17 protein-coding genes are annotated in these 21,908 nt (G+C 71.5%); 5 read left to right on the top strand and 12 right to left on the bottom strand.

Features of this window, described 5'->3' with window-relative positions; genetic code table 11:
• The first annotated feature begins 35 nt into the window (after positions 1 to 35).
• The 3 genes from ACWCXX_RS18540 to ACWCXX_RS18530 all read left to right on the top strand — a co-directional run bounded on the left by ACWCXX_RS18540 (position 36) and on the right by ACWCXX_RS18530 (position 4,672).
• Positions 36 to 1,454 (top strand): DUF6177 family protein, encoded by a 1,419-nt coding sequence (locus tag ACWCXX_RS18540; RefSeq protein WP_451128435.1) that lies wholly within the window; start codon positions 36 to 38, stop codon positions 1,452 to 1,454.
• Positions 1,455 to 1,953: 499 nt separating this feature from the next.
• Positions 1,954 to 2,961 carry a terpene synthase family protein gene (locus tag ACWCXX_RS18535; protein ID WP_451128433.1) on the top strand — a complete coding sequence of 336 codons (1,008 nt, stop codon included), beginning with the start codon at positions 1,954 to 1,956 and terminating at the stop codon, positions 2,959 to 2,961.
• 226 nt (positions 2,962 to 3,187) lie between these two features.
• Complete coding sequence (locus ACWCXX_RS18530) at positions 3,188 to 4,672, top strand: carboxylesterase/lipase family protein (protein ID WP_451128431.1); 1,485 nt, start codon at positions 3,188 to 3,190, stop codon at positions 4,670 to 4,672.
• A gap of 69 nt (positions 4,673 to 4,741) precedes the next feature.
• Here ACWCXX_RS18530 and ACWCXX_RS18525 read toward each other — a convergent pair whose 3' ends face one another.
• The 11 genes from ACWCXX_RS18525 to ACWCXX_RS18475 form a co-directional block, all read right to left on the bottom strand.
• Positions 4,742 to 4,957 (bottom strand): EF-hand domain-containing protein, encoded by a 216-nt coding sequence (locus ACWCXX_RS18525; protein ID WP_451128429.1) that lies wholly within the window; start codon positions 4,955 to 4,957, stop codon positions 4,742 to 4,744.
• A gap of 179 nt (positions 4,958 to 5,136) precedes the next feature.
• Positions 5,137 to 6,330, bottom strand: coding sequence for a YVTN family beta-propeller repeat protein (locus tag ACWCXX_RS18520; RefSeq protein WP_451128427.1), 1,194 nt, complete (start codon positions 6,328 to 6,330; stop codon positions 5,137 to 5,139).
• Positions 6,330 to 7,178, bottom strand: a complete 849-nt coding sequence (locus ACWCXX_RS18515) for a polysaccharide deacetylase family protein (protein WP_451128425.1) — start codon at positions 7,176 to 7,178, stop codon at positions 6,330 to 6,332. Before ACWCXX_RS18515 ends, ACWCXX_RS18520 begins: the two co-directional genes overlap by 1 nt.
• A gap of 344 nt (positions 7,179 to 7,522) precedes the next feature.
• The gene (locus ACWCXX_RS18510) at positions 7,523 to 8,038 is read right to left on the bottom strand and encodes an ATP-binding protein (protein WP_451128423.1); all 516 of its coding nucleotides are present in this window, start codon (positions 8,036 to 8,038) and stop codon (positions 7,523 to 7,525) included.
• 251 nt (positions 8,039 to 8,289) lie between these two features.
• A complete protein-coding gene (locus tag ACWCXX_RS18505; RefSeq protein WP_451128421.1) occupies positions 8,290 to 9,057 on the bottom strand; it encodes an enoyl-CoA hydratase/isomerase family protein in 768 nt (255 codons plus the stop codon).
• A gap of 91 nt (positions 9,058 to 9,148) precedes the next feature.
• Positions 9,149 to 10,396: a L,D-transpeptidase gene (locus ACWCXX_RS18500; protein WP_451128419.1), complete on the bottom strand. Its 1,248-nt coding sequence runs from the start codon at positions 10,394 to 10,396 to the stop codon at positions 9,149 to 9,151.
• A gap of 341 nt (positions 10,397 to 10,737) precedes the next feature.
• Positions 10,738 to 11,961 carry a L,D-transpeptidase gene (locus tag ACWCXX_RS18495; RefSeq protein ID WP_451128417.1) on the bottom strand — a complete coding sequence of 408 codons (1,224 nt, stop codon included), beginning with the start codon at positions 11,959 to 11,961 and terminating at the stop codon, positions 10,738 to 10,740.
• Positions 11,962 to 12,137: 176 nt separating this feature from the next.
• Entirely contained in the window at positions 12,138 to 12,788 is a 651-nt protein-coding gene (locus tag ACWCXX_RS18490) for a response regulator (protein WP_451128415.1), read from the bottom strand.
• 72 nt (positions 12,789 to 12,860) lie between these two features.
• Positions 12,861 to 14,255 (bottom strand): sensor histidine kinase, encoded by a 1,395-nt coding sequence (locus ACWCXX_RS18485; protein WP_451128413.1) that lies wholly within the window; start codon positions 14,253 to 14,255, stop codon positions 12,861 to 12,863.
• Between the two features lie 94 nt (positions 14,256 to 14,349).
• Positions 14,350 to 15,177 (bottom strand): ABC transporter permease, encoded by an 828-nt coding sequence (locus tag ACWCXX_RS18480; RefSeq protein WP_451128411.1) that lies wholly within the window; start codon positions 15,175 to 15,177, stop codon positions 14,350 to 14,352.
• Between the two features lies 1 nt (position 15,178).
• Complete coding sequence (locus ACWCXX_RS18475; protein WP_451128409.1) at positions 15,179 to 16,081, bottom strand: ABC transporter ATP-binding protein; 903 nt, start codon at positions 16,079 to 16,081, stop codon at positions 15,179 to 15,181.
• 186 nt (positions 16,082 to 16,267) lie between these two features.
• On the opposite strand from ACWCXX_RS18475, the gene ACWCXX_RS18470 reads away from it, so the two are divergent.
• A complete protein-coding gene (locus tag ACWCXX_RS18470; RefSeq protein ID WP_451128407.1) occupies positions 16,268 to 18,271 on the top strand; it encodes an ABC transporter ATP-binding protein in 2,004 nt (667 codons plus the stop codon).
• Positions 18,268 to 20,136: an ABC transporter ATP-binding protein gene (locus ACWCXX_RS18465; protein WP_451128405.1), complete on the top strand. Its 1,869-nt coding sequence runs from the start codon at positions 18,268 to 18,270 to the stop codon at positions 20,134 to 20,136. The genes ACWCXX_RS18470 and ACWCXX_RS18465 overlap by 4 nt, the downstream gene beginning before the upstream one ends.
• A gap of 25 nt (positions 20,137 to 20,161) precedes the next feature.
• Here ACWCXX_RS18465 and ACWCXX_RS18460 read toward each other — a convergent pair whose 3' ends face one another.
• A complete protein-coding gene (locus ACWCXX_RS18460; RefSeq protein ID WP_451128404.1) occupies positions 20,162 to 21,835 on the bottom strand; it encodes a serine/threonine-protein kinase in 1,674 nt (557 codons plus the stop codon).
• Positions 21,836 to 21,908: the final 73 nt, after the last annotated feature.

Here is a 21,908-nt window from a genome sequence, read left to right as displayed (position 1 = left end):
TCCGCCCCCCGGACGAAGAAGGAACGGCCGACCACATGACCAAGGACGTCATCGCCCTCACCCCGCGCATGCCCGACCCGTTGACCGTGCTCGCCGGTCTGCTCTCGGGCGGCCCCGACAAGCTGGTGGGGACGACGGGCGAGGACGCCGTCGTGCAGCTCTGCGACGAGGAGGGCCGGCCGCTCGTCTCCGTCGAGGCGCCGATGCTGGTGCAGGTCGCGGGCGAGGCGGAGCGGCTGCTCGGGACGACCGCGCCCCCGGTTCCGTACTGGTGGACGGAGGCCCGTGCCACCACCGGTGTCCAGGAGGCCGAACTGCTCGCGGGGACCTTCGCGGCCCGGGTCGCCACGCTGGCCGGGGGCTCCGCCTGGCCACCGGAGGCCGCACGCTCCCTGGGGGTGGTGAAGAGCGAGGGCGTGCACGCGGTGCCCACGCCCGCCGCCGCGCAGCCCGCCGTCGACGCCCTCACCGACAAGGTGGCCGTCATCATCCAGGACCGTCCGGTGATCGCCATGACGGCCTGGCTGGCGGACGCGTTCCGGGCCGCGGCCAATGCGGAGCTGGGCATCCAGATCGTCACCTCACCGGGCGCCATGCTCTCCCCCGCAGTGCGCAACAGTCTGAGCGGCTGGCCGTCGCGGTGGGTGGTGCAGGACGAGAAGGACGGCTACTACGACGGCCTGTCCGGTGCCGTACTGCGCTGGCAGCACGGCATGTTCGCGCCGGTCGAGTCGGCCGATGCCACCCCCCACGACCTGCGCACCCCGGTGGCCGCCGCCTACGGGGAGGTCACGGACACCGGTGAGCGTCAACTGGCCCTGACGTTCCGTACGGTCCACCCGGCGGACGACCGGCTGGTGCTGGGCGGGGCCCTGGAGTCGGTGTGGCGGGAGCTGACGGGCGCGGAGCCGGCCGGCTGGGGCACCGCGGAGCCCGCCTCCCTGCCCTGGTCGCTGCGGCGACTGACCGATGTCGCCTTCGAGCGGGCGCCCGAGCCGACCTGGTTCGTGGTGGTCGGCGGTCCGGACCGGCCGGGTCTGGCCACGGTCCGCGTCAGCCGTACGAAGGGCGGGGTGGAGGAGGAGGTCACGCTGGCGTTCGGCTACGGCCCCGGCGAGGAGCCGCCGTTGGAGGCCCTGCCCCGGGCGGCCGAGGTGCTGGCGACCCGTCATCATCTCCAGTCGATGCTCGTCCAGATCCGCAAGGCCCGCCGCGACCTGGCCGTTCCATCGCGGTTCGAGGGACCGGGCGTCCCGGTGGCGTTCGTGCTCGGCGCGGAGGAGGTCCGCGAGATGCCCGGCGACCGCGCCCGGCGCACCCCGCTGTCCGAGCCGCCGGTCCAGCTCGGCCCGGCGTCCCGTCCCGCGCTGTACTACCCGCTGCCCGGCGACCCGGCGGACCTGTCGGGCTGGCAGGACTTCGAGCGTCTGATGCGGCATCTGAAGGGCGCCTGAGCACGCCGGGCGCGCGGCCGGGCAGGTCCTGAGCGGCGCGCGAAGGGCCCCCGGGACGGAACGGAACCCGTCCCGGGGGCCCTTCGACATGCCTTTTTGCGCCATTGTGCGAGCGCCGGTCCGGCCGGTGAATGATCGCTCCGGCAAGACACGAACCGCTCAAAGCTGTTCACTGGATTCCGGCTATCAAGCAATTTCGGTCACAAACGACTTCCCTCCGTCGTCCACACAGGGTTGACTGGGAGTCACGCATGGTGATGCCACCGTCCTGCGCCAAGGGCGATTGCCACCACGGGCCCCGCGGGCCCGGCCCCGATGCCCCGAAACCCGGCAGAGGAGAGTGAGCAGGGATGACTGCTGCGTCTCGCACGGTGCGCCTTTGGCCCCGGTCGCCCGGGGCGGGCGGCCCGGCCCCGCGACACTTATCCGGCGCAGGCTCCGAATTCGGCCGGATATTCGCCCTTACCGTTCATCCGTACCGTTTCCACGAGGGGCACCAATGAGCCAGATCGCGCTGCCGACGTTTCATATGCCGTTCCAGAGCACCGGATGCAACCCGGGTATCGAGGAGACCAGGGAGGCCGTGTGGGAATGGGCCGAATCGAGTGGCCTCGTACTCTCCCCCACGGCGCGGAAGAAGATGATCCGGACCAGACCCGAACTCTGGATCTCCCTCATCTTTCCCAAAGTCTCGCAGCAGCACCTCGATCTTTTCTGCCAGTGGCTCTTCTGGGCCTTCCTCGTCGACGACGAGTTCGACGACGGGCCCGCCGGACGTGATCCGCGCATGTGCGAGGCGGCGATCGACCGCCTGGTGGCCGTGCTGGACGGCGGGCCGCCGCACGGGGCCATGGAGCACGCCCTCGTCGGGCTCAGGGCCAGGACGTACCGGGACCGCTCGGCGGGCTGGATCCGGCAGTTCCGACGGGACACGGTCGCCTGGCTGTGGACCTACTACGCCGAGGCCGTGCAGCGGGCCGCCGGACAGGTGCCGACCAGGGCCGAGTTCGTGAAGCACCGCCGGGACTCGGTGGCCATGCAGCCCTTCCTGGACCTGCACGAGATCGCCACCGGGATCGACCTCCCGGAATCGGCCCGGAGCCTTCCCGCGTACATCGCCCTGCGCAACGCCGTGACCGATCACTCGGGACTGTGCAACGACATCTGCTCCTTCGAGAAGGAGGCGGTGCTCGGCTACGAGCACAACGCGGTGTGCCTCATCCGGCGCGAGCACGGACTGACGCTCCAGGAGTCCGTCGACGAGGCCGGGAAGCAGCTCGCGGACATAGCGGAACGGGTGCGGCGCGCCGAGCGGGAGCTGACCGAGGAGATCGCGGCGGCCGGCATCGAGGGCCCCACCCGGATCGCGCTGGAACGGTGTGTGCGGGACTACCGGGGCCTGGTCCGGGGCGACTTCGACTACCACGCCCGCGCGGAGCGCTACACCCGTCCCGACCTGACGGAGATCGACGAGCGGGACTCCCTGTCGGAGTTCTTCGCCGCCTGACCGAGCGCCGCCCGTCCCGCCCGACCGGCCGGGACGGGCGGTGGGTTCGGCGATGCGGCCGATGACGGTGACACGCCCGCGGTGGCGGCGGTGTGCTTCCGCGGCGGGTCGAGCGCGGTACACCGTACTTCCCACGACCGCACCACAACACACCGCACCGCACCGCACCACAACACACCGCACCGCGCCGCATCGCACCGCACCGCAGAAGGGCCGAAGCCGTCCCATGACCGCCGCACCCCCTCCCGCATCCGGGACGTCGCCGCAGGCCGAAACGGTTCACGGAACCGTGCGTGGAACACTGGAGCGGGGCGTCCGCGTCTTCCGCGGCATCCCGTACGCCGCCGCCCCGGTGGGCGTCCGCCGCTTCCGGGCGCCGGAGCCGCCCGAGCCCTGGAAGGGCGTGCGGGAGGCGGTGGCGTTCGGCCCGACCGCGCCCAAGCGGCCGTACTCCCCGCCGCTGGACCGGCTGCTGCCCGATCCCGAGGTGCCGGGCGACGGCTGCCTCAACCTCAATGTGTGGACCCCCTCCCCGGCCCGTACCGGGCTGCCCGTCCTCGTCTGGATCCACGGCGGTGCGCTGCTGCACGGTTCGTCGGCCGTGCCGCTGTACGACGGGGCGGCGTTCGCCCGGGACGGGGTGGTCCTCGTGTCGGTCAACTACCGCCTGGGCGTCGAGGGGTTCGGGGTGTTCCCGGACGCGCCCGCCAACCGGGGGCTGCTCGACCAGCTCGCGGCGCTGGCCTGGGTGCGGGACAACATCGCGGCGTTCGGCGGCGATCCGGGCCTCGTCACGGTGTGCGGCGAATCGGCGGGGGCCGTCGCCGTCGCCGCCCTGCTGGCCGCCCCACGGGCGAGGAACCTGTTCCGGCGTGCGGTCCTGCAGAGTGGTGCGCCGACCGCGCTGCGGCCGGACGAGGCCCGCGGCACGACGGAGCTGGTCGCGAAGCGGCTCGGGGTCCCGGCGACGGCCGCGGCGCTGGCCGCGGTGGACCCGGCCGGTCTGCTCGACGCCCAGACCGGGGTGACGGCCGGAGGTTCCCCGCTGACCGGCGGGAATTCGTTCCAGATCGTGGTGGACGGCGATCTGCTGCCCCGCGATCCGCTCGAAGCGTTGCTGGACGGCGCCGCGGACGACGTCGATCTGCTGATGGGCTCGAACAGCGAGGAGTACCGGCTCTGGTTCGTGCCGAGCGGTCTGGCGGAGCGGCTGTCCCCGGACGAGCTGCGGTCGGCCCTGCTGAGGTTCGAGGTGCCGCCTGCCACGGAGCGCGTCTACCGCGCGAACCGGCCCGGGGCCGCTCCGGGCGAGTTGCTGGGCGCGCTGGCCACCGATCTGCTGCTGCGGGTCCCGCTGAACCGGCTGGCCGACGCCCGGACCGGCGCCCCGGGAAGCACCCACGTCTACGAGTTCGGCTGGCCGTCGCCCGTGCTGGGGCTCGGCGCCTGTCACGCGCTGGAGATCGGCTTCGTCTTCGACACCCTGGACCGGCCCGACGCGATCGCCCTGGCCGGTGCGGACGCCCCGCAGGAGCTGGCCGACGCGATGCACGCGGCGTGGGTGCGGTTCGCGTCCTGCGGCGATCCCGGCTGGCCGGGCTGGGACGCCACCCGTCCGGTGATGGGCTTCGGTCCCGGCGCGCCCGCCGTGGTGCGCGCCCCGCGCGACGAGGAACTGCGCGGCTGGGCGCCGTACCGGCAGAGGTCCTGACGGGCGGCGCGGCGGGCGGCCCCCGGCCCGTGGAGCCGTGGCCCGTGGGCCGGGGGTCCTCCGGGGCCGTCAGCCCTTGTTCTGCGCCGCCCAGAACTCCTCGAACGTGAGCAGCCCGTCGCCGTTGGCGTCGTGCGAGTTGATGACGGCCTGGGCCACCGTCTCGGTGACGTAGGGGTCGCCGAGCTGAGCCATCACGCTCTTGTACTCGGCGGCCGAGATGAGCCCGTCCCCGTTGAGATCGAACCGCTGGAATGCCGTGCGCGCCGACTCGATGTCCGCCACAGTTCCGCCCTTCGTAATACCTGGTCATTGCCCGACCGATTGCCTGACTGACGGAGGTCAGATTAACGGGCACGACGGCCGGCGGTCGCGGGCGGCCCGCCGTCCGGCCCGGACGCGGCGGTCCGGGCCGGGCGGGGACACCACCGGGCGGGCGGGACGGCGGTGGCGGTGCCCGGCCGTCAGCGGAAGACTCCGGTGTGGCCGAGCGAGTAGCGGCCGGGCTGCGGGTAGACGGCGAGGCCGTGCGGGCCGCTGTCGACCGGGATGCGGGCGAGCTGCTTGCCGGTGGCGGTGTCGATCGCGTACACCTCGGCGTCGTAGCGCCCGCTCAGCCACAGGACCTTGCCGTCCGCCGAGACCCCGCCCATGTCGGGGCTGCCGCCGCCGGGCAGGCGCCATTTCTTCGCCAGTTTGCCCTGCGCGAAGTCGAAGACGGAGATGGAGCCCTCGCCGCGGTTGGAGATGTACATCTCCTTGGAGTCGCGGCTGACGTAGAGCCCGTGGGCGCCCTCGCCGGTGCGCAGCAGCTTCGGGGTGGTGAACTTCTTCCCGTCCAGCACCCAGATCCCGTCGGCGATCATGTCCGCGATGTAGAAGGTCTTGCCGTCGGGCGACAGCTTCACGTCCTGCGGCATCGCGCCCTGGAACGGCAGCTTCTGCTGTCCGACGATCTTCATCTTCGCGGTGTCGACCTTGAGGAGTTCGCCGGAGAACTCGCAGGAGACGACGAAGTACCGGCCGTCGGTGGAGAAGTCGGCGTGGTTGACGCCCGCGCAGTCGACCGGGACGGCCCTGACGGTCTTCATGGTGTGGGCGTCGCGGAAGACCAGTTCGCGGTCCATCGAGGCCATCACCACGGCGTATTTGCCGTCCGGGGTGAAGTAGAGGTTGTACGGGTCTGAGACGGGCACCGTGCGGCCGGTCTTCCCGGTGGCCGGGTCGATGGCGGTGAGGCTGTCGCCGAGGTCGTTGTTGACCCAGAGGGTCTTCAGGTCCCAGGACGGGACGACGTGCTGCGGCTGACGGCCGACCTTGATGGTCTCGACGACCTTGTACGTGGCGGGGTCGATCACGGACACGGTGTCGGAGTTGGTGTTGGGGACGTACACCCGGGACGGGAAGTTCTTGACGACGGGCGAGAGCCGGCCCGCCCGGTCGGCCGCGTAGACGTCCTTGGCGTCGAGCACCGGGGGCATGCCGGGGAGTCCCGGCGACACGGGCGGTGTGACGCTCCTTGAGGCGGTGGGCGGTGCGGGGGCCTCACTGCCGACGGCCTGGACGTTCGATTTTCCGGCCGGTGTGCCGCAGCCGGAGAGCAGGGCCAGCAGGACGCCCCCGAGCAGGGTCGCGGTGTGCTTGGTGGAGGGAAGCATCAGGTCAACAGCTCCGTGGTCGTCACCGCGCGCAGTCGGCGGCGGTCGATTTCGGCGAGGAGGAGGGGCAGCGCGGCGACCGTGTCCGCGTAGCCGAAGTGCAGGCTCACCACCGATCCGTTGCGGATCTCCCCGGCCACCTTGCGGGTCACGGCCGCGGCGCCGGGAGAGGTGAAGTCGAGGGAGTCCACGTCGTACGAGAGGACATGCGGGTAGCCCGCCCGTGCGGCCAGCCGCCGGACGAGCGGGGTGGCGTACCGGGCGCGCGAGGGCCGGAACCAGGTGCCGATGGAGCCGGTGAGCCGGCGCAGCCGCCGGGCGCAGTCGTCGATCTCCGCGTACGCCTCGGCCTCGCCCATCGAGGAGATGTCGGCGTGGTGCTGGGTGTGGTTGCCGAGTTCGTGGCCGCCGTCGAGGATGCGGCGGGCCAGGTCGGGTTGTTCGTCGAGCCAGCTGCCCACGGCGAGGACGGTGACCCTGGCACCGGCCCGTTCGGCCCGGGCGAGCAGGGTCCGGGCGATGCCGGGATCGCCCTCGCCGTGGAAGGTGAGGGCGACGCGGGCGCGGTCGCGGGGGCCGTGGTCGATCTGCGCCGGCTGTCCGGGGAAGCGGCGCGGTGTCGGCGCGGGGCCCGGGGAAACGGACCGGGCGGCGGTACGGGGGTTCTTCGGGCTCGTCCCGCCACCGGTGCCGGTGCCGGCCGGGACGTCACCGGTGCCGGCTCCGGCCGGGGTGTCGCCGGTGCCGTCGCGGCCCGAGCATCCGGCGACGAGGGTACCGCCGAGGGCGGTCCCCGCTCCCGCGCGCAGGATGCCGCGTCGGTGCACCGGAGGGTCGGAGGCTTTCATGTGCAGACACACTAGGCACAAAATGTGACAAACCCAGCAATGAAGACATATGGCTGCAGCGAATGAATCATTCGCCAGATCCCATAGATATTCACGCTTTTACAGGCAAGTGACTCATCACACCTGCGATTCAGCCGCAAGTTGTTACGTTAAGTAGGTAAATACCCTTTTTGCACCTTTGGCGGAGAGGTCGCCCGTCTGCCATAGTCGGTGACACGACCCGCACCGACCCGAGCCAGGTCGTCACAAGCGGCCGTGAACACACCCCCCATTTCACGGCCCCCACACAGAAGCCCCCGAAGCGCCCCACCACGGCGGACCGGGGGCTTCCGTGCGTCCGGGACTCAGCGGTCGGAGATCCGCATCTCGAACCAGGTGGTCTTGCCGCGCGGCAGCAGGTCCACGCCCCAGCGGTCGGAGAGCTTGTCGACGAGGAAGAGGCCCCGCCCGCTGACGTCCATCTCCCGGACCGGCATCAGACAGGGCAGTCCGCGCGAGGGATCGCGCACCTCGATCCTGATCCAGCCGCGACGGCGCAGCATCCGCAGCCCGAAGACCCGGGCGCCGGTGTGCCGTACGGCGTTGCCGACGAGTTCCGAGACGAGCAGCACGGCGTACTCGGCGGTCTGCGGGGAGAGCACCCACTGACGCAGCATCACGCACGAGGTGAGCCGGCGCGCGGCGGCCGCGGACTCCGGGCGCGAAGGAAGCCTGACCTCGTCCTCTGTCGGGTTCCCGAACAACTCCAATGCCTTGAACGCCTGTTCGTCCTCGATCGTCGGCATCCGCCGCGCCGCCGTCGAACCGCTGTGCGGTCGCGGCTGTTCCACACCCTCCAGGCCAGCCATGGACACCATCATGACCTCCGGAGAGACGCTCCGGGGCCGTTCCGGAGGAATCCGTACCCCCGGTTACAACGTTCCGCAGTGATCGAGAGTCATATGCCAAAGGCATGAAACACCCGACTACACCTATGCTGACCTGCACTGATGCCGGGTCCGAGCGGGGTTGCCGGGCTTCCCGGAAAGCCGGGTCCCGAGACGCGCCCGGGACCCGGCCGATCCGCCCGCACGGATGAACCCGCACCGGCCCGCACCCAACTGACGCTCAGTCAGAGGAACTTGGCCTTGCCCGGACCCTCTTCCACGAAGCTGCGCATTCCGCGCTCCCGGTCCTCGGTGGCGAACAGTCCGGCGAACCAGTTCCGCTCGATCGTGAGCCCGGTGTCGATGTCCGTCTCCAGTCCGGCGTCGACGGATTCCTTGGCGGCGCGCAGTGCGAGGGCCGGGCCCTTCGCCAGCTTGGCGGCCCAGGCGTATGCCTGCTCGTACACCTCGGCGGCGGGCACCACCCGGTCCACCAGACCGATCGTCAGCGCCTCCTCGGCCCTCACGTGGCGGCCGGTGAAGATCAGGTCCTTGGCCCTGGAGGGGCCGATCAGCCGGGCGAGGCGCTGGGTGCCGCCCGCGCCGGGGATGAGACCGAGCAGGATCTCCGGCTGGCCCAGCTTGGCGTTGTCGGCGGCGATCCGGAAGTCGGCGCAGAGGGCCAGCTCGCAGCCGCCGCCCAGGGCGTAACCGGTGACGGCGGCCACGACGGGCTTGGGGATGCGGGCCACGGCGGTGAAGGAGTCCTGGAGCGCCTTGGACCGTACGACCATCGCCGTGTGGTCCATCGCCTGCATCTCCTTGATGTCCGCGCCCGCCGCGAACACCTTCTCGCCCCCGTAGAGGACCACGGCGCGCACGTCCTCGCGCCGGGTCGCCTCCTCGGCGAGTTCGCGCAGCCGGTCCTGGGTGGCGACGTCCAGGGCGTTCATGGGCGGACGGTCCAGCCGGATCGTGCCGACGCCGTCGAGTACTTCGAGATTCGCTGTCATGGGAGGCAGGTTAGACCGGCTGGGAACGGCCGAGCGGGCCCGGTGCCATGGATCACGGCACCGGGCCCGCTCGGCCTCGCGTACGGGGGGACTACTTGGTCCACTCCGCCCAGCTCATGTTCCAGCCGTTGAGGCCGTTGTCCGGCTGGATCGTCTTGTCCTTCGAGTTCTTCACGACCACGACGTCGCCGATGAGCGAGTTGTCGAAGAACCAGGCGGCCGGGGTCTTCTTGCTCCAGGCGCCGCGCACGTCCTGCAGACCGACACAGCCGTGGCTGGTGTTGGTCGAACCGAAGATGCCTGAGCCGCCCCAGTAGTTGCCGTGGATGAAGGTGCCCGAGGTGGACAGGCGCATCGCGTGCGGCACGTCCTTGATGTCGTACTCGCCGCCGAAGCCGACGGTGTCACCGTTCATCCGGGTCACCTTGAGCTTCTCGCTGATGACCATCTGGCCGTTGTACGTGGTGGTGGCCGGGGCGCCCGCGGAGATCGGGATGTCCTTGATCTCGCTGTCGTCGCGGACGACCTTCATCCGGTGCGTGCTCGCGTCGACCGTGCTGACCTGCTTGCGACCGATGGTGAAGGAGATGGTCTTGGCCTGCTTGCCGTACACGCCCGGCCGGCCCTCGACGCCGTCGAGGTTGAGCTTCACGGTCACCTTGGTGCCCGCGGCCCAGTAGTTCTCGGGGCGGAAGTCGAGGCGGTCGTTGCCGAACCAGTGGCCCGCGATCTCCACGGACGGCTCGGCCGTCACCTTGATGGCCTTCTCGACGGCCTCGGGGTCGGTGATGCCCCGGGTGAAGTGGATCGAGACGGGCATCCCGACGCCGACCGTGGAACCGTCCTCCGGGGTGTACTGCCCGATGAAGGTGTTCTGCGGGACCAGCGTGGTGAAGCTGGTGTCCTTCGCCGACTCGCGGCCCTTCGAGTCCTTGGCGACGGCGTGGACCTTGTACTTGGTCGCCGCGGCCAGGTGCTGGTCGGGCGTCCAGCTCGCGCCGTCGGCCGCGATCTTGCCCTCGACCTCGGTGCCCTTGGGGTCGGAGACCTTGACCGTGGTCAGCTTCCCCTGCTCGGCCGAGACCTTGAGCGCCCCGTTGGTCGCGACGGAGTCTGCGCCGTCCTTGGGCGTGACGGTCACCACGGCCTGCGAGGCCGAGGTGTCCTCGGCCTTCCCCGCACCCGTGCCGCCCGTGCCGCCCGCGCCGCCTCCCCCGCCGCACGCCGTCACCAGCATCAGCAGCGCCCCCAGTGCCAGAGCCGACAGTCCGGTGGCTCCTCGCCCGCCCCGCTTGCCGTTCGCCCCGGCCGATGTCCCCGATATCGGCTGCCCGTTCAATGTGGTCGTCTCCCCTCACACGGCCTGGCCCCGCCATGGCCCTGGGAGCCCTGAGGCTCCCTCCCCCGCGCGCTGCATATGCACGCTCAGCGAAAGATAATCACACCGGACATGTGGAAATGACCCCCTGGATGTCACCGTTCAGTCCCAAGTTCACCGTGGTGTGAGGGACGGGGCCCGGCAAGGGGTCCGGGCCTCGGCTCGGGCCGAGGGGGCCGGGGAGGAGTCGAGGAGGGCTCCGGGGAGGGACCGGGGAGAGGTCTGGGGAAGGGCTGGGGAGGGAACCGGGGGAGGGCCGGGGAGAGGCCGGGCCCCGGTTCGGCACGGGGCCCGGCCCCGGTTCAGCGCAGGGCCGAGCCCGCCTTCCAGTGGGCCCAGTCCAGGTTCCAGCCGCCGAGGCCGTTGTCCGGCGCGACCTGCTTGTCCTTGGAGTTGACGACCTCGACCACGTCGCCGATGAGCGTCCGGTCGAAGAACTGACCGGCCGGGGTGGTGCCGCTGCCGCCCTTCACGTCGAGCAGCCCCACGCAGCCGTGGCTGACGTTGTCCGAGCCGAACACGTCCTCGTCCGACCAGTAGTTGCCGTGCAGGAAGGTGCCGGAGTCGGTGAGCCGGAGGGCGTGCGGGACGTCCTCGATGTCGTACTCGCCGCCGAAACCGACCGTGCTGCCGTCCATCCGGGTCACGTCGTACATCTCACTGACCACCATCTTCCCGTTGTACGTGGCCGTTCCCGGGGAACCCGCCGTGATCGGGACGGTGGAGACGAGCCTGCCGTCGCGGCGCACCTCCATGACGTGCGCGGCCGCGTCGACCACGGACGTCTGGGAGCGGCCCACCACGAAGGTGATCGTCTTGTCCTGGGTGCCGTACACGTGCGGCGCGCCCTCCACGTCCCGCAGCCCCATCACGACGGTGACCTTGGTGCCCTCGGCCCAGTAGTTCTCGGGGCGGAAGTCGAGGCGGTCGGCGCCGAACCAGTGCCCCACCACCTCGACCGGCGGGTCGGCCGTCACCCGGATCGCCTTCTGCACGGCCGCGCGGTGGGTGACCGGGCGGTTGAAGTCGAACGAGACGATCATTCCGGTGCCGACCGTGGACCGGTTCTCCGGCTTGAAGTGGCCGATGAAGCGGTGTTCGGGCACCGCCGTGGTGAAGGTGGTGTGGCGGGCCGCGCGGTTCCCGGACTCGTCCACCGCCACCGCGTCGACGCTGTACTTGGCGGCGAGCCCGAGCCGGGCCGCCCCCTCGCCGGGCGCCCAGGACCGGCCGTCGTCCGCGATCCGGCCCGGCACCTCCCGGCGCTGCGCGTCCTCGATCCGGGTCACCCTGACGCTCTGCAGCCGCCCGTCCGAGACCTTCACCTCCACCCGGTCGTCCGGGCCGACGTTCTTCGCGCCGTCCTTCGGGGTGATCAGGATCGCTTCCTGCGGCAGGCGGGCCTTCCCGCTGAAGATCGATCCGACGCCGGCGCAGCCGCTCAGTACGGCCAGCACGGCGAGCAGTCCTGCCCAGGCCGGCACTGCGGCCGGGCCTGCCATCGCTCTCTTCGCTACGTGGTTCACGTCCCCCCAAACGACCGGGGCCGGTCGGGGAAACGTGGGTACGGCCTCCCGGGTGCACGGGCGGCGGGACACGCCGTACCGAGGACCGGCCCGGTGCCGCCGTTGCCGTTGCCGTTGCCGTTGCCGTTGCCGTTGCCGTTGCCGTTGCCGAGTGTCCCGGAGCGGGCCGCGCGGGGTCAGCCGAGGATGCCCCGGTCGTAGCCGACCGCGACGGCGGCGGCCCGGTCCTTGGCGCCCAGCTTGGCGAAGATGTGCGTGAGGTGGGTCTTCACGGTGGCCTCGCTGATGAACAGCTCGGCGGCGATCTCCCGGTTCGACGTGCCCTTCGCGACGAGTTCGAGCACCTCGCGCTCGCGGCCGGAGAGCGATTCGCCGCCCGGGGCCACCGGGGTGCGGACCCGTGAGACGAGACGGGTCGCGACGGTGGGCGAGAGCACGGTGCGGCCGTCGGCGGCGGCGCGGACTGCGGTGAACAGCTCGTCGCGGGGCGCGTCCTTGAGGAGGTAGCCGGTCGCTCCGGCCTCGATCGCGGGCAGCGTGTCGGTGTCGGTGTCGTACGTGGTGAGGACGAGCACCCGGGAACGGGCGGCGCGGGCGGTCAGTTCGGTGATGGCGGCGACCCCGCCCCCGCCCGGCATCCGCAGGTCCATCAGGACGACGTCGGGATCGAGCCGGGTCACCAGCTCGACCCCCTCCACCCCGTTCGACGCCTCCCCCAGCACCTCGAATCCCGGGGCCGAATCGAACATGCCGCGCAGGCCGTCCCGTACGACGGGGTGGTCGTCGACGACGACGAGTGTGATGACGCGTGCGGTTTCCTCTGCCATGGCAGGCCAACCGTACTGGTCACCGGCGGTTCGGGACCAGGTCCTTTCGTTTAGGCCCGGACGGAACACACCCTAGAGGGGTACCCGAACGCTGACCGCGGTGCCGCGACCCGGTTCGGTCTCCACCTCGACGGTGCCCGCGACGCGTTCGGCGCGGGCCCGCATGCCTCCGAGGCCGAACCCGCCCGCGCCCCGGTACGGCGGCAGGGCGTCCGGGTCGAAGCCGCGGCCGTCGTCCCGTACGTCCAGGGTGAGTTCGTCGCCCATGAAGGACAGCGTGACGCCGACCCGGGACGCCCCGGCGTGGCGGCCGGTGTTGGCGAGGGCCTCCTGCGCGATCCGGAGCAGGGTGGCGGCCATCTCGTCGTGGACCGGCTCGACGGTGCCGGTGACGGTGAACCCGGCCCGCACGGCGTGATGTTCCGCCCAGTCGGTGACGGTCTTCTCCAGGGCGCCGGGCAGGTCGTCGTGTTCCAGTGCGGCGGGGACCAGGTTGTGGACGGAGCGGCGGGCCTCGCCGAGGCTGTGCCGGGCGAGGGCGGCGGCGCGGTCGAGGTGCTGCCGGGCCAGTGCCGGGTCGCTGTCGCCGACCGAAGTCACCACCTGGAGCTGGGCGATGATGCCGATCAGCCCCTGGGCGAGGGTGTCGTGGATCTCGGCGGCGAGTCGGCGGCGCTCGTCGGCGACGCCCGCCTCGCGTGCCTGGAGCAGGAGTTGGGCGTGCAGTCCGGCGTTCTCCGCCAGGGCCTGTTCGAGGCGGGCGTTGGCCGACTCCAGTTCGGCGATGGTGTCGGTCTGGGCACGGGCGTGGTCGGCCTCGTGGTCGCCGATCTTGGCGAAGACCATGGTGAGGGTCCCGTGCAGGGCGAACAGGACGCCGAAGGCGACCCAGTTCATGAGGGAGGCCGGCGGCAGTCCGCTGCCGCTCTGCGAGGCCGCCATGATCACGGCCACGGCCAGCAGCCCGGCGCGGAAGGCGCGTTGCGGGAGCAGTCGGCCCGCGTCGAAGTAGCCGAGGATGGCGTACATCGAGAAGAACGGGTTGCACCAGGTCAGTCCGAAGGCGAGGAGGGTACGGACGACGAAGTAGCACTGTGCCGCCCGCGATCTGGGGGGACGGGACGGCCCGGTCCGCCCCCACCAGAGCTGGAGGAGGAGTGCGCACGGGATCAGCACCGCGGCGGTGTACACCTTCGAACGGGACATGATGAGCTCGGCGGTGATGGCGGAGACGACGGTGGCCAGGCCGAGCAGACCGTACGGCCCGTGCCTGAAGAACCGTTCCCACCACTGCTCGGCGGTCGTCGTGCCGCCCGTGACCGGACTTCCGCCCACGGCCGACCCCGCCGCACCCGCCGCGGCGGTCGCACCCGTCGTGGCGGTCGGGACCACCGCTGCCGTCACGACCCCGGCCGTGCCCTTCGGGGCCACCACGTCCCCCGTCTCCTCCGCGCTCCCCGTGTTCATGGCGACAGTGTCCCCGAGCCGTCCCTCGACGGTCAGCCCCGCGACGGTCGGCCCTGCGGCGGCCGGCCCTGCGGCAGTCGGTCCCGTGGCGGTCTCACTCCCACCGGAACAGCCGGGTCGCGAGCAGCGTCACCAGGCCCGTCCACAGCACCAGCACGCCGAGGGACACCCAGCCGGGCCAGCCGCCGGACATCGCCCGGTCCATCGCCTGGGAGGCCGCCCCGAGCGGGGTGAACCGGACGATGTTCCGGAGGGTGTCGGGCATGGACTGCACCGGGATCCAGACCCCGGCGGTGAACATCATCACGAGGTAGACGATCGAGCCGATGGCGGTGGACGCCTTGGCCGTCCGGGCGAGGGCGCAGAGCAGCGAGCCGAGGGCGAGGACGCTCGCCGTCGCCAGCAGCAGCGCCAGGACGTAGCCGAGGAACTGTCCGGGCAGGCGTACGCCGAAGGCAGCCCGGCCGACGCCCATGGCCAGCGCGGCGGAGCCGAGCGCCGCGGCACCGTGCAGGGCGATCTGCGCAGCGAGCAGCGCGGACGGGCGTACCGGTGTGGTGGACATCCGGCGCAGGATGCCGCGTTCGCGGTAGCCGGTGAGGACGGGCGGCATGGCCTGGAGCCCGGCCATGATCATGCCGAGCAGCACCGCCACCGGTACGTACAGGTCGATGACCCGGCGTCCGCCGAGCGCTTCGTCGGGGTCCCGGAAGGACGGGATGAGGCCGAGGATCGTCATCAGGGCGGTCGGGAAGACGAGGATCCAGAACAGGTTGCCGGGTTCGCGGAGGAAGAGCCGTGTCTCGGCCCTGAGGACCGCCCTCCACGCGGAGGCGGGGGCGGACGTCCGTGCGGACGTCGGCGCGGGCTTCGGTGTGGACTTCGGCGCGGGCGTGGTTCCGGCCGGGTTCGCCGTGGTCATCTCAGGCCGCCTGTTCTGTGAGATCGAGGAAGGCGTCGTCCAGCGTCGCCTCGGAGACGCGGAGCTGGTGGGCGGTGATGCCGCGGCGGGCCAGCAGCGAGATCACCGCGTTGACCGTCTCGTCGGTGCCGTCGATGACGATCCGTCCGTCCTTCCGCGTCACGGAGACCGCGCCGGGCAGCGGGGTCAGCTCGGCGTCGGCGAGCGGCTGCGAGGGGGTGAAGGCGATGACGGTGGAGCCGGCCGCCCTGCCGATCAGGCCGGACGGGGTGTCGAGTGCGACGACCCGGCCCTTGTCGATCACGGCGATCCGGTCGCAGAGCCGGTTGGCCTCCTCCATGAAGTGGGTGACCAGGAGGACGGTGACGCCGCTGTCGCGCACGTCCTCGATCAGCTTCCAGGTGTCCCGGCGGGCCCGCGGGTCCAGTCCGGTGGTCAGTTCGTCCAGGACCACCACCCGCGGGTTGCCGATCAGGGCGAGCGCGATGGACAGCCGCTGCTTCTGACCGCCGGACAGGGCGGCGAACCGGGTGCCGTACTTGGTGTGCAGCCCGAGCCGCTCGGCGAGTTCGTGCCGGTCGGCGGGGTCCGGGTGGAAGGAGCTGTACAGCTCCAGCGCCTCGGCCACGGTGATCTTGGGCTGCAGTTCGGTCTCCTGGAGCTGGGCGCCGAGCAGCCGGGTGACCCGGTCGTGGTCGGCGACGGGGTCGAGACCGGCCACGCGGACCGTCCCCCCGTCGGGAACCCGCAGTCCCTCGACGCATTCGACGGTGGTGGTCTTGCCCGCGCCGTTGGGGCCGAGGATGCCGAAGATCTCGCCCTCCTCGACGGTGAAGCTCACCCCGTCGACCACCCGGCGCCCGGCGTACGCCTTGTGCACCCCGTCCACTTCGATGATTGCCATGCCCACGAGAATCGCGGCGCGGGGGCCGGCGCACCATCGGCCATCACGCTCGAAGCGGCATCGGCCGATCGGTTGATACGGGGTACGACCAGAGGGCTGCGACCAGGGGTTTCGAAACCCCGCTGCCTCCGAACGGCCGGAAAACCACATGAGCGAGGTCAGGGGCGAACCGTAGGCTCGCCCCTGATGCCCGAAAAAAACGTAGAGCCCGCGAAACGGTCCGCCACCCGTACTCTGCTGCGGCTGTGGCCGTATGTGAGGCCGGTGCGGGTCCGTCTGTTCAGCGCCGCCGCGGTGGCGATCGTCGCGTCCTGTCTCGGCCTGGTGATCCCGCTCGTACTGAAGTGGATCGTCGACGGCCCGGTGGCGGACCGTGACCCCGGGGGCGTCTGGCTCGGCGCGTTGTACCTGCTGTTGCTGGGCATCGCCGAGGCCGGGCTCTTCGGGGTGCGCCGGTGGCTGGTGGCCCGTCCGCTGGCCGGGGTGGAGGCGACCATGCGGGCCGATCTGTACCGGCGTCTGCAACGGCTGCCGATCGCCTTTCACGACCGTTGGGCGTCGGGGCAGTTGCTCTCGCGCGGCACGACGGACCTGATGCTGCTGCGCCTGTTCCTGGCGTTCCCGCTGACCTTCCTCCTGGTCAACGGGGCGACGATCCTGGTCGGTTTCGTCATTCTGCTGAGCCAGCAGTGGATGCTGGGGCTGGTGCTGCTCGCCCCGTTGGTACCGCTGATGATCCTCTGCTCGGTCTTCCAGACGAAGTACTCGGACGTGGCGCGCAAGGCGCAGGACCAGGTCGGCGATCTGACGACGGTCGTCGAGGAGAGCGTGCTCGGCATCCGCATCATCAAGGGCTTCGGCCGACACCGCAGCCAGGCGCTCGCCTTCCGCACCCTGTCGCAGCGGCTGCGCACCACGGAGCTGGGCAAGGCCCGTCTCCTCGCGGGCATCTGGGCCAGCATGACCATGATTCCCGAGCTGGCCATCGGCGCGGCGCTGGTCCTCGGCACGGTCCAGGTCGCGGACGGCGGGCTCTCCGCGGGCACCCTGGTCGCCTTCCTCTCGACGGCGCTCGCGCTGCGCTGGCCGATCGAGTCGATCGGCTTCCTGCTGGCGATGAGCCAGGAGTCGGCGACGGCGACCGAGCGGTACTTCGAAGTGATGGACGCGGCCGAGGAGGACGACACGGCCGCGCCCGCCGACCCCAATGACACCAACACCAACACCAACGGCAACAACGGCGACCACCTGCGGCAGGATGCTCCGGACCGGGGCGAAATGGTCTTCGAGGGCGTGGAGTTCCGTTATCCCGACGCGGAGGCCGGTTCCGTGCCGGTGCTGTCCCGGATCGATCTGCGGGTCAGGCCCGGCGAGACGATGGCGCTGGTGGGGGCCACGGGTTCGGGCAAGACGACCCTCACCACCCTGGTGCCGCGGCTGCACGAGGTAACGGCGGGACGCGTCCTGCTGGACGGTACGGACATCACCACCATGCCCCGCGAACGGCTGCGCGAGCTGGTGTCGGTGGCCTTCGAGGAACCGACGCTCTTCTCGGCGAGCGTCGGGGAGAACGTCCTGATGGGCGCCGAGGGTGCCGGGGAGGACGAGTTGCGCCGGGCCCTCGCGGTGGCCCAGGCCGATTTCGTCCACGACCTGCCCGAGGGCGTCGACACCCAGGTCGGCGAACAGGGGCTCAGCCTCTCCGGCGGGCAGCGCCAGCGGCTCGCGCTGGCCCGTGCCGTGGTCGGCCGGCCGCGCTTCCTGGTGCTCGACGACCCGCTCTCCGCGCTGGACGTGCACACGGAGGCGCTGGTGGAGGCCGCCCTGCGCCGGGTGCTGGCTCAGACCACGGCGATCGTGGTGGCGCACCGGCCCTCCACGGTGATGCTCGCGGACCGGGTGGCGCTGCTGTCGGGGGGCCGGATCGCCGCCGTCGGCACGCATCAGGAGCTGCTGCGCGACAGCGCGGAGTACGCCTGGCTGATGTCGGGCGCCGAAAACGGACCGGGAACCTCCCCGGAGGCCGCCCCGTCGGGCCCGGAGCCCGCCCCACCCACACCGGACCCCACCCCGCCGATCCCGGAGACCGCCCAGGCACCCGCCCCCTCGTCCCCGGAACCCGATCCCGCCCCGTCCGCCGAGGGCCGTCTCGTGCCCGACGCCCCCGCCGAGAAGGGCAGCACCCGATGACCACGACGACGACGGGGCGGACCGGCCGGCCCGAGGCGCCCGACGAGTCCGAGGAACTGTCCCCCGTCGAGGACGGGGACCGGTTCGACCGGGACGACCTGCCCACCCCGCCGGGAGCGACCCGGGCCCTGCTGATGTCGCTGCTGCGCCCGTTCCGGGCGCGGGTGGTGGTGGCCGCGCTGTTGCTGCTGGTCCAGCAGGTCGCGATCCAGGCGGGCCCGCTGCTCGTGGCGTACGCCATCGACCGCGGCGTGCCCGCCTTCCGGGACGAGGACTACGGGCCGCTGATCGCGGTGGCCATCGGGTACGCGCTGTGCTCGGTGACGGCCGGGGCCATGGAGTACACGTTCATCCGGGCCTCCGCCCGGATCAACCAGGATGTGCTGCTCGATCTGCGCGGGCGCATCTTCCGTCACTCGCAGGCGCTGAGCGTGGACTTCCACGAGCGCTACACCTCGGGCCGACTGATCTCCCGTTCCACGACGGACGTGGAGTCGCTGCGCGAGCTGCTCAGCGAGGGGCTCCAGGAGCTCGTCATGATCGTCCTGTCCTTCGTCTCCATCTCGTTGACGCTGCTCTGGCTGGACTTCGGCCTCGGCGCGGTCGCGGTGCTGTCCTTCGGTCCCCTGTATCTGCTGGTGCGGCTCTTCCAGCGGCGGGCCGGAATGCTGTACGCGGAGCGGTCGACGGCGATCGCCGCGGTCATCGTGAAGTTCGCGGAGACGATGAACGGCATCCGCCCCGTCCGGGCGTTCCGCCGCGAGACCGTCAACGACGCGCACTTCGACGAGCTCAACAACACGCACGAGTGGTCCAACGGCAGCGCGATGCTGGAGATGGCGCGTTACGTCGTCGGCTCCCGGCTGGTCGCGAACACGGCGGTCGCCGGGATCGTGCTGTGGGGCGCGTACCGGGTGGCGTCGGGCACCCTGGCGCTCGGTGTGCTGGCCGCGGCCGTGCTCTATCTGCGTCGGCTGTACGACCCGATCGACCGGCTCGGGATGTTCCTCAACTCCTACCAGTCGGCCGCGGCCTCGCTGGAGAAGATCGCGGGGCTGCTGGCCCAGACCCCGTCCGTCCCCGAACCGTCGGACCCGCGCGAGCTGCCCGCCCGCTCGGGCGAACACCCGGGCCGCGAGGTCGTCTTCGACGGAGTGCGCTTCGCCTACCGCACGGGGGGCGAGGTGCTGCCCCGCTTCGACCTGAAGATCCCGGCCGGTCAGACGGTCGCCGTGGTCGGTTCGACGGGGGCGGGCAAGTCGACGCTCGCCAAGCTGCTGGCCCGCTTCTACGACCCGACCGACGGCCGGGTGCTGCTGGACGGGGCGGACCTGCGGGACCTGGCCGTGCCGGAGCTGCGCCGGGGCGTGGTGATGGTGACGCAGGAGGCGTTCCTGTTCTCCGGGACGGTCGCCGAGAACATCGCGATCGGCAGCCCGGACGCGACCCGCGAGGAGATCGAGCAGGCCGCCAGGGCGATCGGCGCGCACGACTTCATCGCGGGGCTGCCCGAGGGGTACGACACAGACGTGCGCAAGAGGGGCGGCCGGATCTCGGCCGGCCAGCGCCAACTGGTCGCGTTCGCCCGCGCCCTGCTCGCGAACCCGGCCGTGCTGATCCTCGACGAGGCGACGAGCTCCCTGGACGTCCCCGGCGAACGCGCGGTGCAACAGGCCATGAACACGGTGCTGCACGGCCGCACCGCGGTGGTGATCGCCCACCGCCTGTCGACCGTGGAGATCGCGGACCGGGTCCTGGTGATGGAACACGGCCGCATCGTGGAGGACGGCACCCCAACCGCCCTCATCGCCGGCACCGGCCGCTTCGCGGGACTGCACCGGGCCTGGCGGGAAAGCCTGAGCTGAGGCAGGTCGGCCGGGCCGGGGGCCGTCAGCCGACGCGTTTCAGCCCGCCGGAGGTGGTGACCGGGGCGTCGGCGCTCATCTGGAGGGAGTCCTTGCTGTACGACTGCTGCTGCACGCGTACGGTCAGAACGGTGCCGCAGGCGCGGTCACCGTTGCCGAACATCGGAGCGGCGTCGAGGTAGGCGTACCAGCCGTCGGTCTCCAGGCGGTTGAGGCTGAGCCGGTACCGGCAGGTCGCGGAGCCGTCCTGGTCGTCGATGTCGCCGACGAGCGTGCCCACCTCTTCGCCGACCCGGCCCGCGTGGAGTTCGAGCTCGTTGTTCCAGCCTTCTGTCGAGTTCTCGCTGTATCCCACGTCCTTCCAGCGGCCGACGAACGGGGCGGGAAGAGCGGCGGGTTCGTCGTCCGGGAGGAAGCTCCGGATGCCGAAGGCCGACGCGGCGAGCATCACGGCGGCCCCCGCGATCAGCCATGGGCCCTTCTTCTTGGCCCGAACCGCCGCGGGCCCCGGCTCCTGCCCCACTCCCGGCTTCGGCTCCGGCTTCGGCTTGGCTTTCTGCTCCGACTTCGGCTTCGCCGCCTGCTCCTGCTCCTGCTCCTGTTTCGGCCGGGTGATCGCTGTCACCGTGGCGGCGTCCGCCCCCGGTGCCGGTGCGGGGCCCACAGCGGTGGGTGAGTGTGTCGGCACGGGCGCCCGTACGGACGGCTCCTGATCCGGCAGCCCCGACTCCGGCGGCCCGGACTCCAGTCGCCCCGACTCCGTTGGCCCGGAGTCCAGTTGAAGCAGTTCGACGGCCCGACGGCCGATGTCGTCGGTGACTGCCGGGGGCAGCCACCGGGAGGAGGGCCCCAGCAACGCACCCACCCCCTCCTCACCGGCCAGGGCCTGTACGACCTCCGGCAGGGCCGGACGTGCGGCGGGATCCTTGGCGAGACAGGCGGAGACCAGCTCCCGTACCGCACCCGGTGCGAACCCGTCGAGCCGCGGCTCGGCATGAGCGACCCGGTAGAGCAACTGGGCCGCGTTGTCGCCGGAGAACGGCCGGCAGCCAGTGGCCGCGTAGGCGAGCACGGTGGCGAGCGAGAAGACATCCGTGGCGGGGCTCACGGCCGTTTCGCCGGTGACCTGCTCGGGGGCCATGAAGCCCGGCGAACCGACGACCACACCGGTCGTGGTGAGCCTGGTGGCCGGCTCGGCGGCGCGGGCGATCCCGAAGTCGATCAGGTGCGGACCATTGAGCGTGAGCAGTACGTTGGACGGCTTGACGTCGCGGTGCACCAGCCCGTGCACATGCACGGCGCCCAGGGCCTCGGCCAGCCCGACTCCCAGCGCGCGCACGGCCCGTTCGGGCAGAGGGCCGTGCTCCTGCACGGCGCGCGCCAGGTCGCTGCCCGCCATGTAACCGGTCGCCACCCACGGCACCTCGGCCTCCGGATCGGCGGCGAGCACGGGGGCGATGCGGTCGTGGTCCGATCGCCCGCTCACCAGTCGCGTCGCCGCCACCTCGCTCGCGAACCGCGCCCGGAACCGCTCGTCGGCCGCGAGGTGCCGGTGCACCACCTTCACCGCGGCAAGCCGTCCCCCCGGGCTGCGTCCCAGATAGACCCGCCCCATACCGCCGTGCCCGAGCACCCCCAGCAACCGGTACGGCCCCACCTCCGCCGGATCGTCCGCGTCCAGCGACTCCAACGCCCGCATTCCCCTGCCCCCGCATCCAGGACGACCGTCGTGCCGTTTCTGCGCCAGTCACCCTACGGCGAACAGAGTTGCC

The organism is Streptomyces sp. NPDC001732, from assembly GCF_053596315.1.
This window is presented reverse-complemented; position numbering and strand designations above follow the sequence as displayed.

Excerpts from the sequence above, each read along its gene's own strand:
- ACWCXX_RS18485 (WP_451128413.1), bottom strand. The coding sequence starts at position 14,255 with ATGAACACGGGGAGCGCGGAGGAGACGGGGGACGTGGTGGCCCCGAAG.
- ACWCXX_RS18470 (WP_451128407.1), top strand. The coding sequence starts at position 16,268 with ATGCCCGAAAAAAACGTAGAGCCCGCGAAACGGTCCGCCACCCGTACT.
- ACWCXX_RS18535 (WP_451128433.1), top strand. The coding sequence starts at position 1,954 with ATGAGCCAGATCGCGCTGCCGACGTTTCATATGCCGTTCCAGAGCACC.
- ACWCXX_RS18520 (WP_451128427.1), bottom strand. The coding sequence starts at position 6,330 with ATGCTTCCCTCCACCAAGCACACCGCGACCCTGCTCGGGGGCGTCCTG.
- ACWCXX_RS18540 (WP_451128435.1), top strand. The coding sequence starts at position 36 with ATGACCAAGGACGTCATCGCCCTCACCCCGCGCATGCCCGACCCGTTG.
- ACWCXX_RS18505 (WP_451128421.1), bottom strand. The coding sequence starts at position 9,057 with ATGACAGCGAATCTCGAAGTACTCGACGGCGTCGGCACGATCCGGCTG.
- ACWCXX_RS18465 (WP_451128405.1), top strand. The coding sequence starts at position 18,268 with ATGACCACGACGACGACGGGGCGGACCGGCCGGCCCGAGGCGCCCGAC.
- ACWCXX_RS18490 (WP_451128415.1), bottom strand. The coding sequence starts at position 12,788 with ATGGCAGAGGAAACCGCACGCGTCATCACACTCGTCGTCGTCGACGAC.
- ACWCXX_RS18530 (WP_451128431.1), top strand. The coding sequence starts at position 3,188 with ATGACCGCCGCACCCCCTCCCGCATCCGGGACGTCGCCGCAGGCCGAA.
- ACWCXX_RS18460 (WP_451128404.1), bottom strand. The coding sequence starts at position 21,835 with ATGCGGGCGTTGGAGTCGCTGGACGCGGACGATCCGGCGGAGGTGGGG.
- ACWCXX_RS18480 (WP_451128411.1), bottom strand. The coding sequence starts at position 15,177 with ATGACCACGGCGAACCCGGCCGGAACCACGCCCGCGCCGAAGTCCACA.
- ACWCXX_RS18510 (WP_451128423.1), bottom strand. The coding sequence starts at position 8,038 with ATGATGGTGTCCATGGCTGGCCTGGAGGGTGTGGAACAGCCGCGACCG.
- ACWCXX_RS18475 (WP_451128409.1), bottom strand. The coding sequence starts at position 16,081 with ATGGCAATCATCGAAGTGGACGGGGTGCACAAGGCGTACGCCGGGCGC.
- ACWCXX_RS18515 (WP_451128425.1), bottom strand. The coding sequence starts at position 7,178 with ATGAAAGCCTCCGACCCTCCGGTGCACCGACGCGGCATCCTGCGCGCG.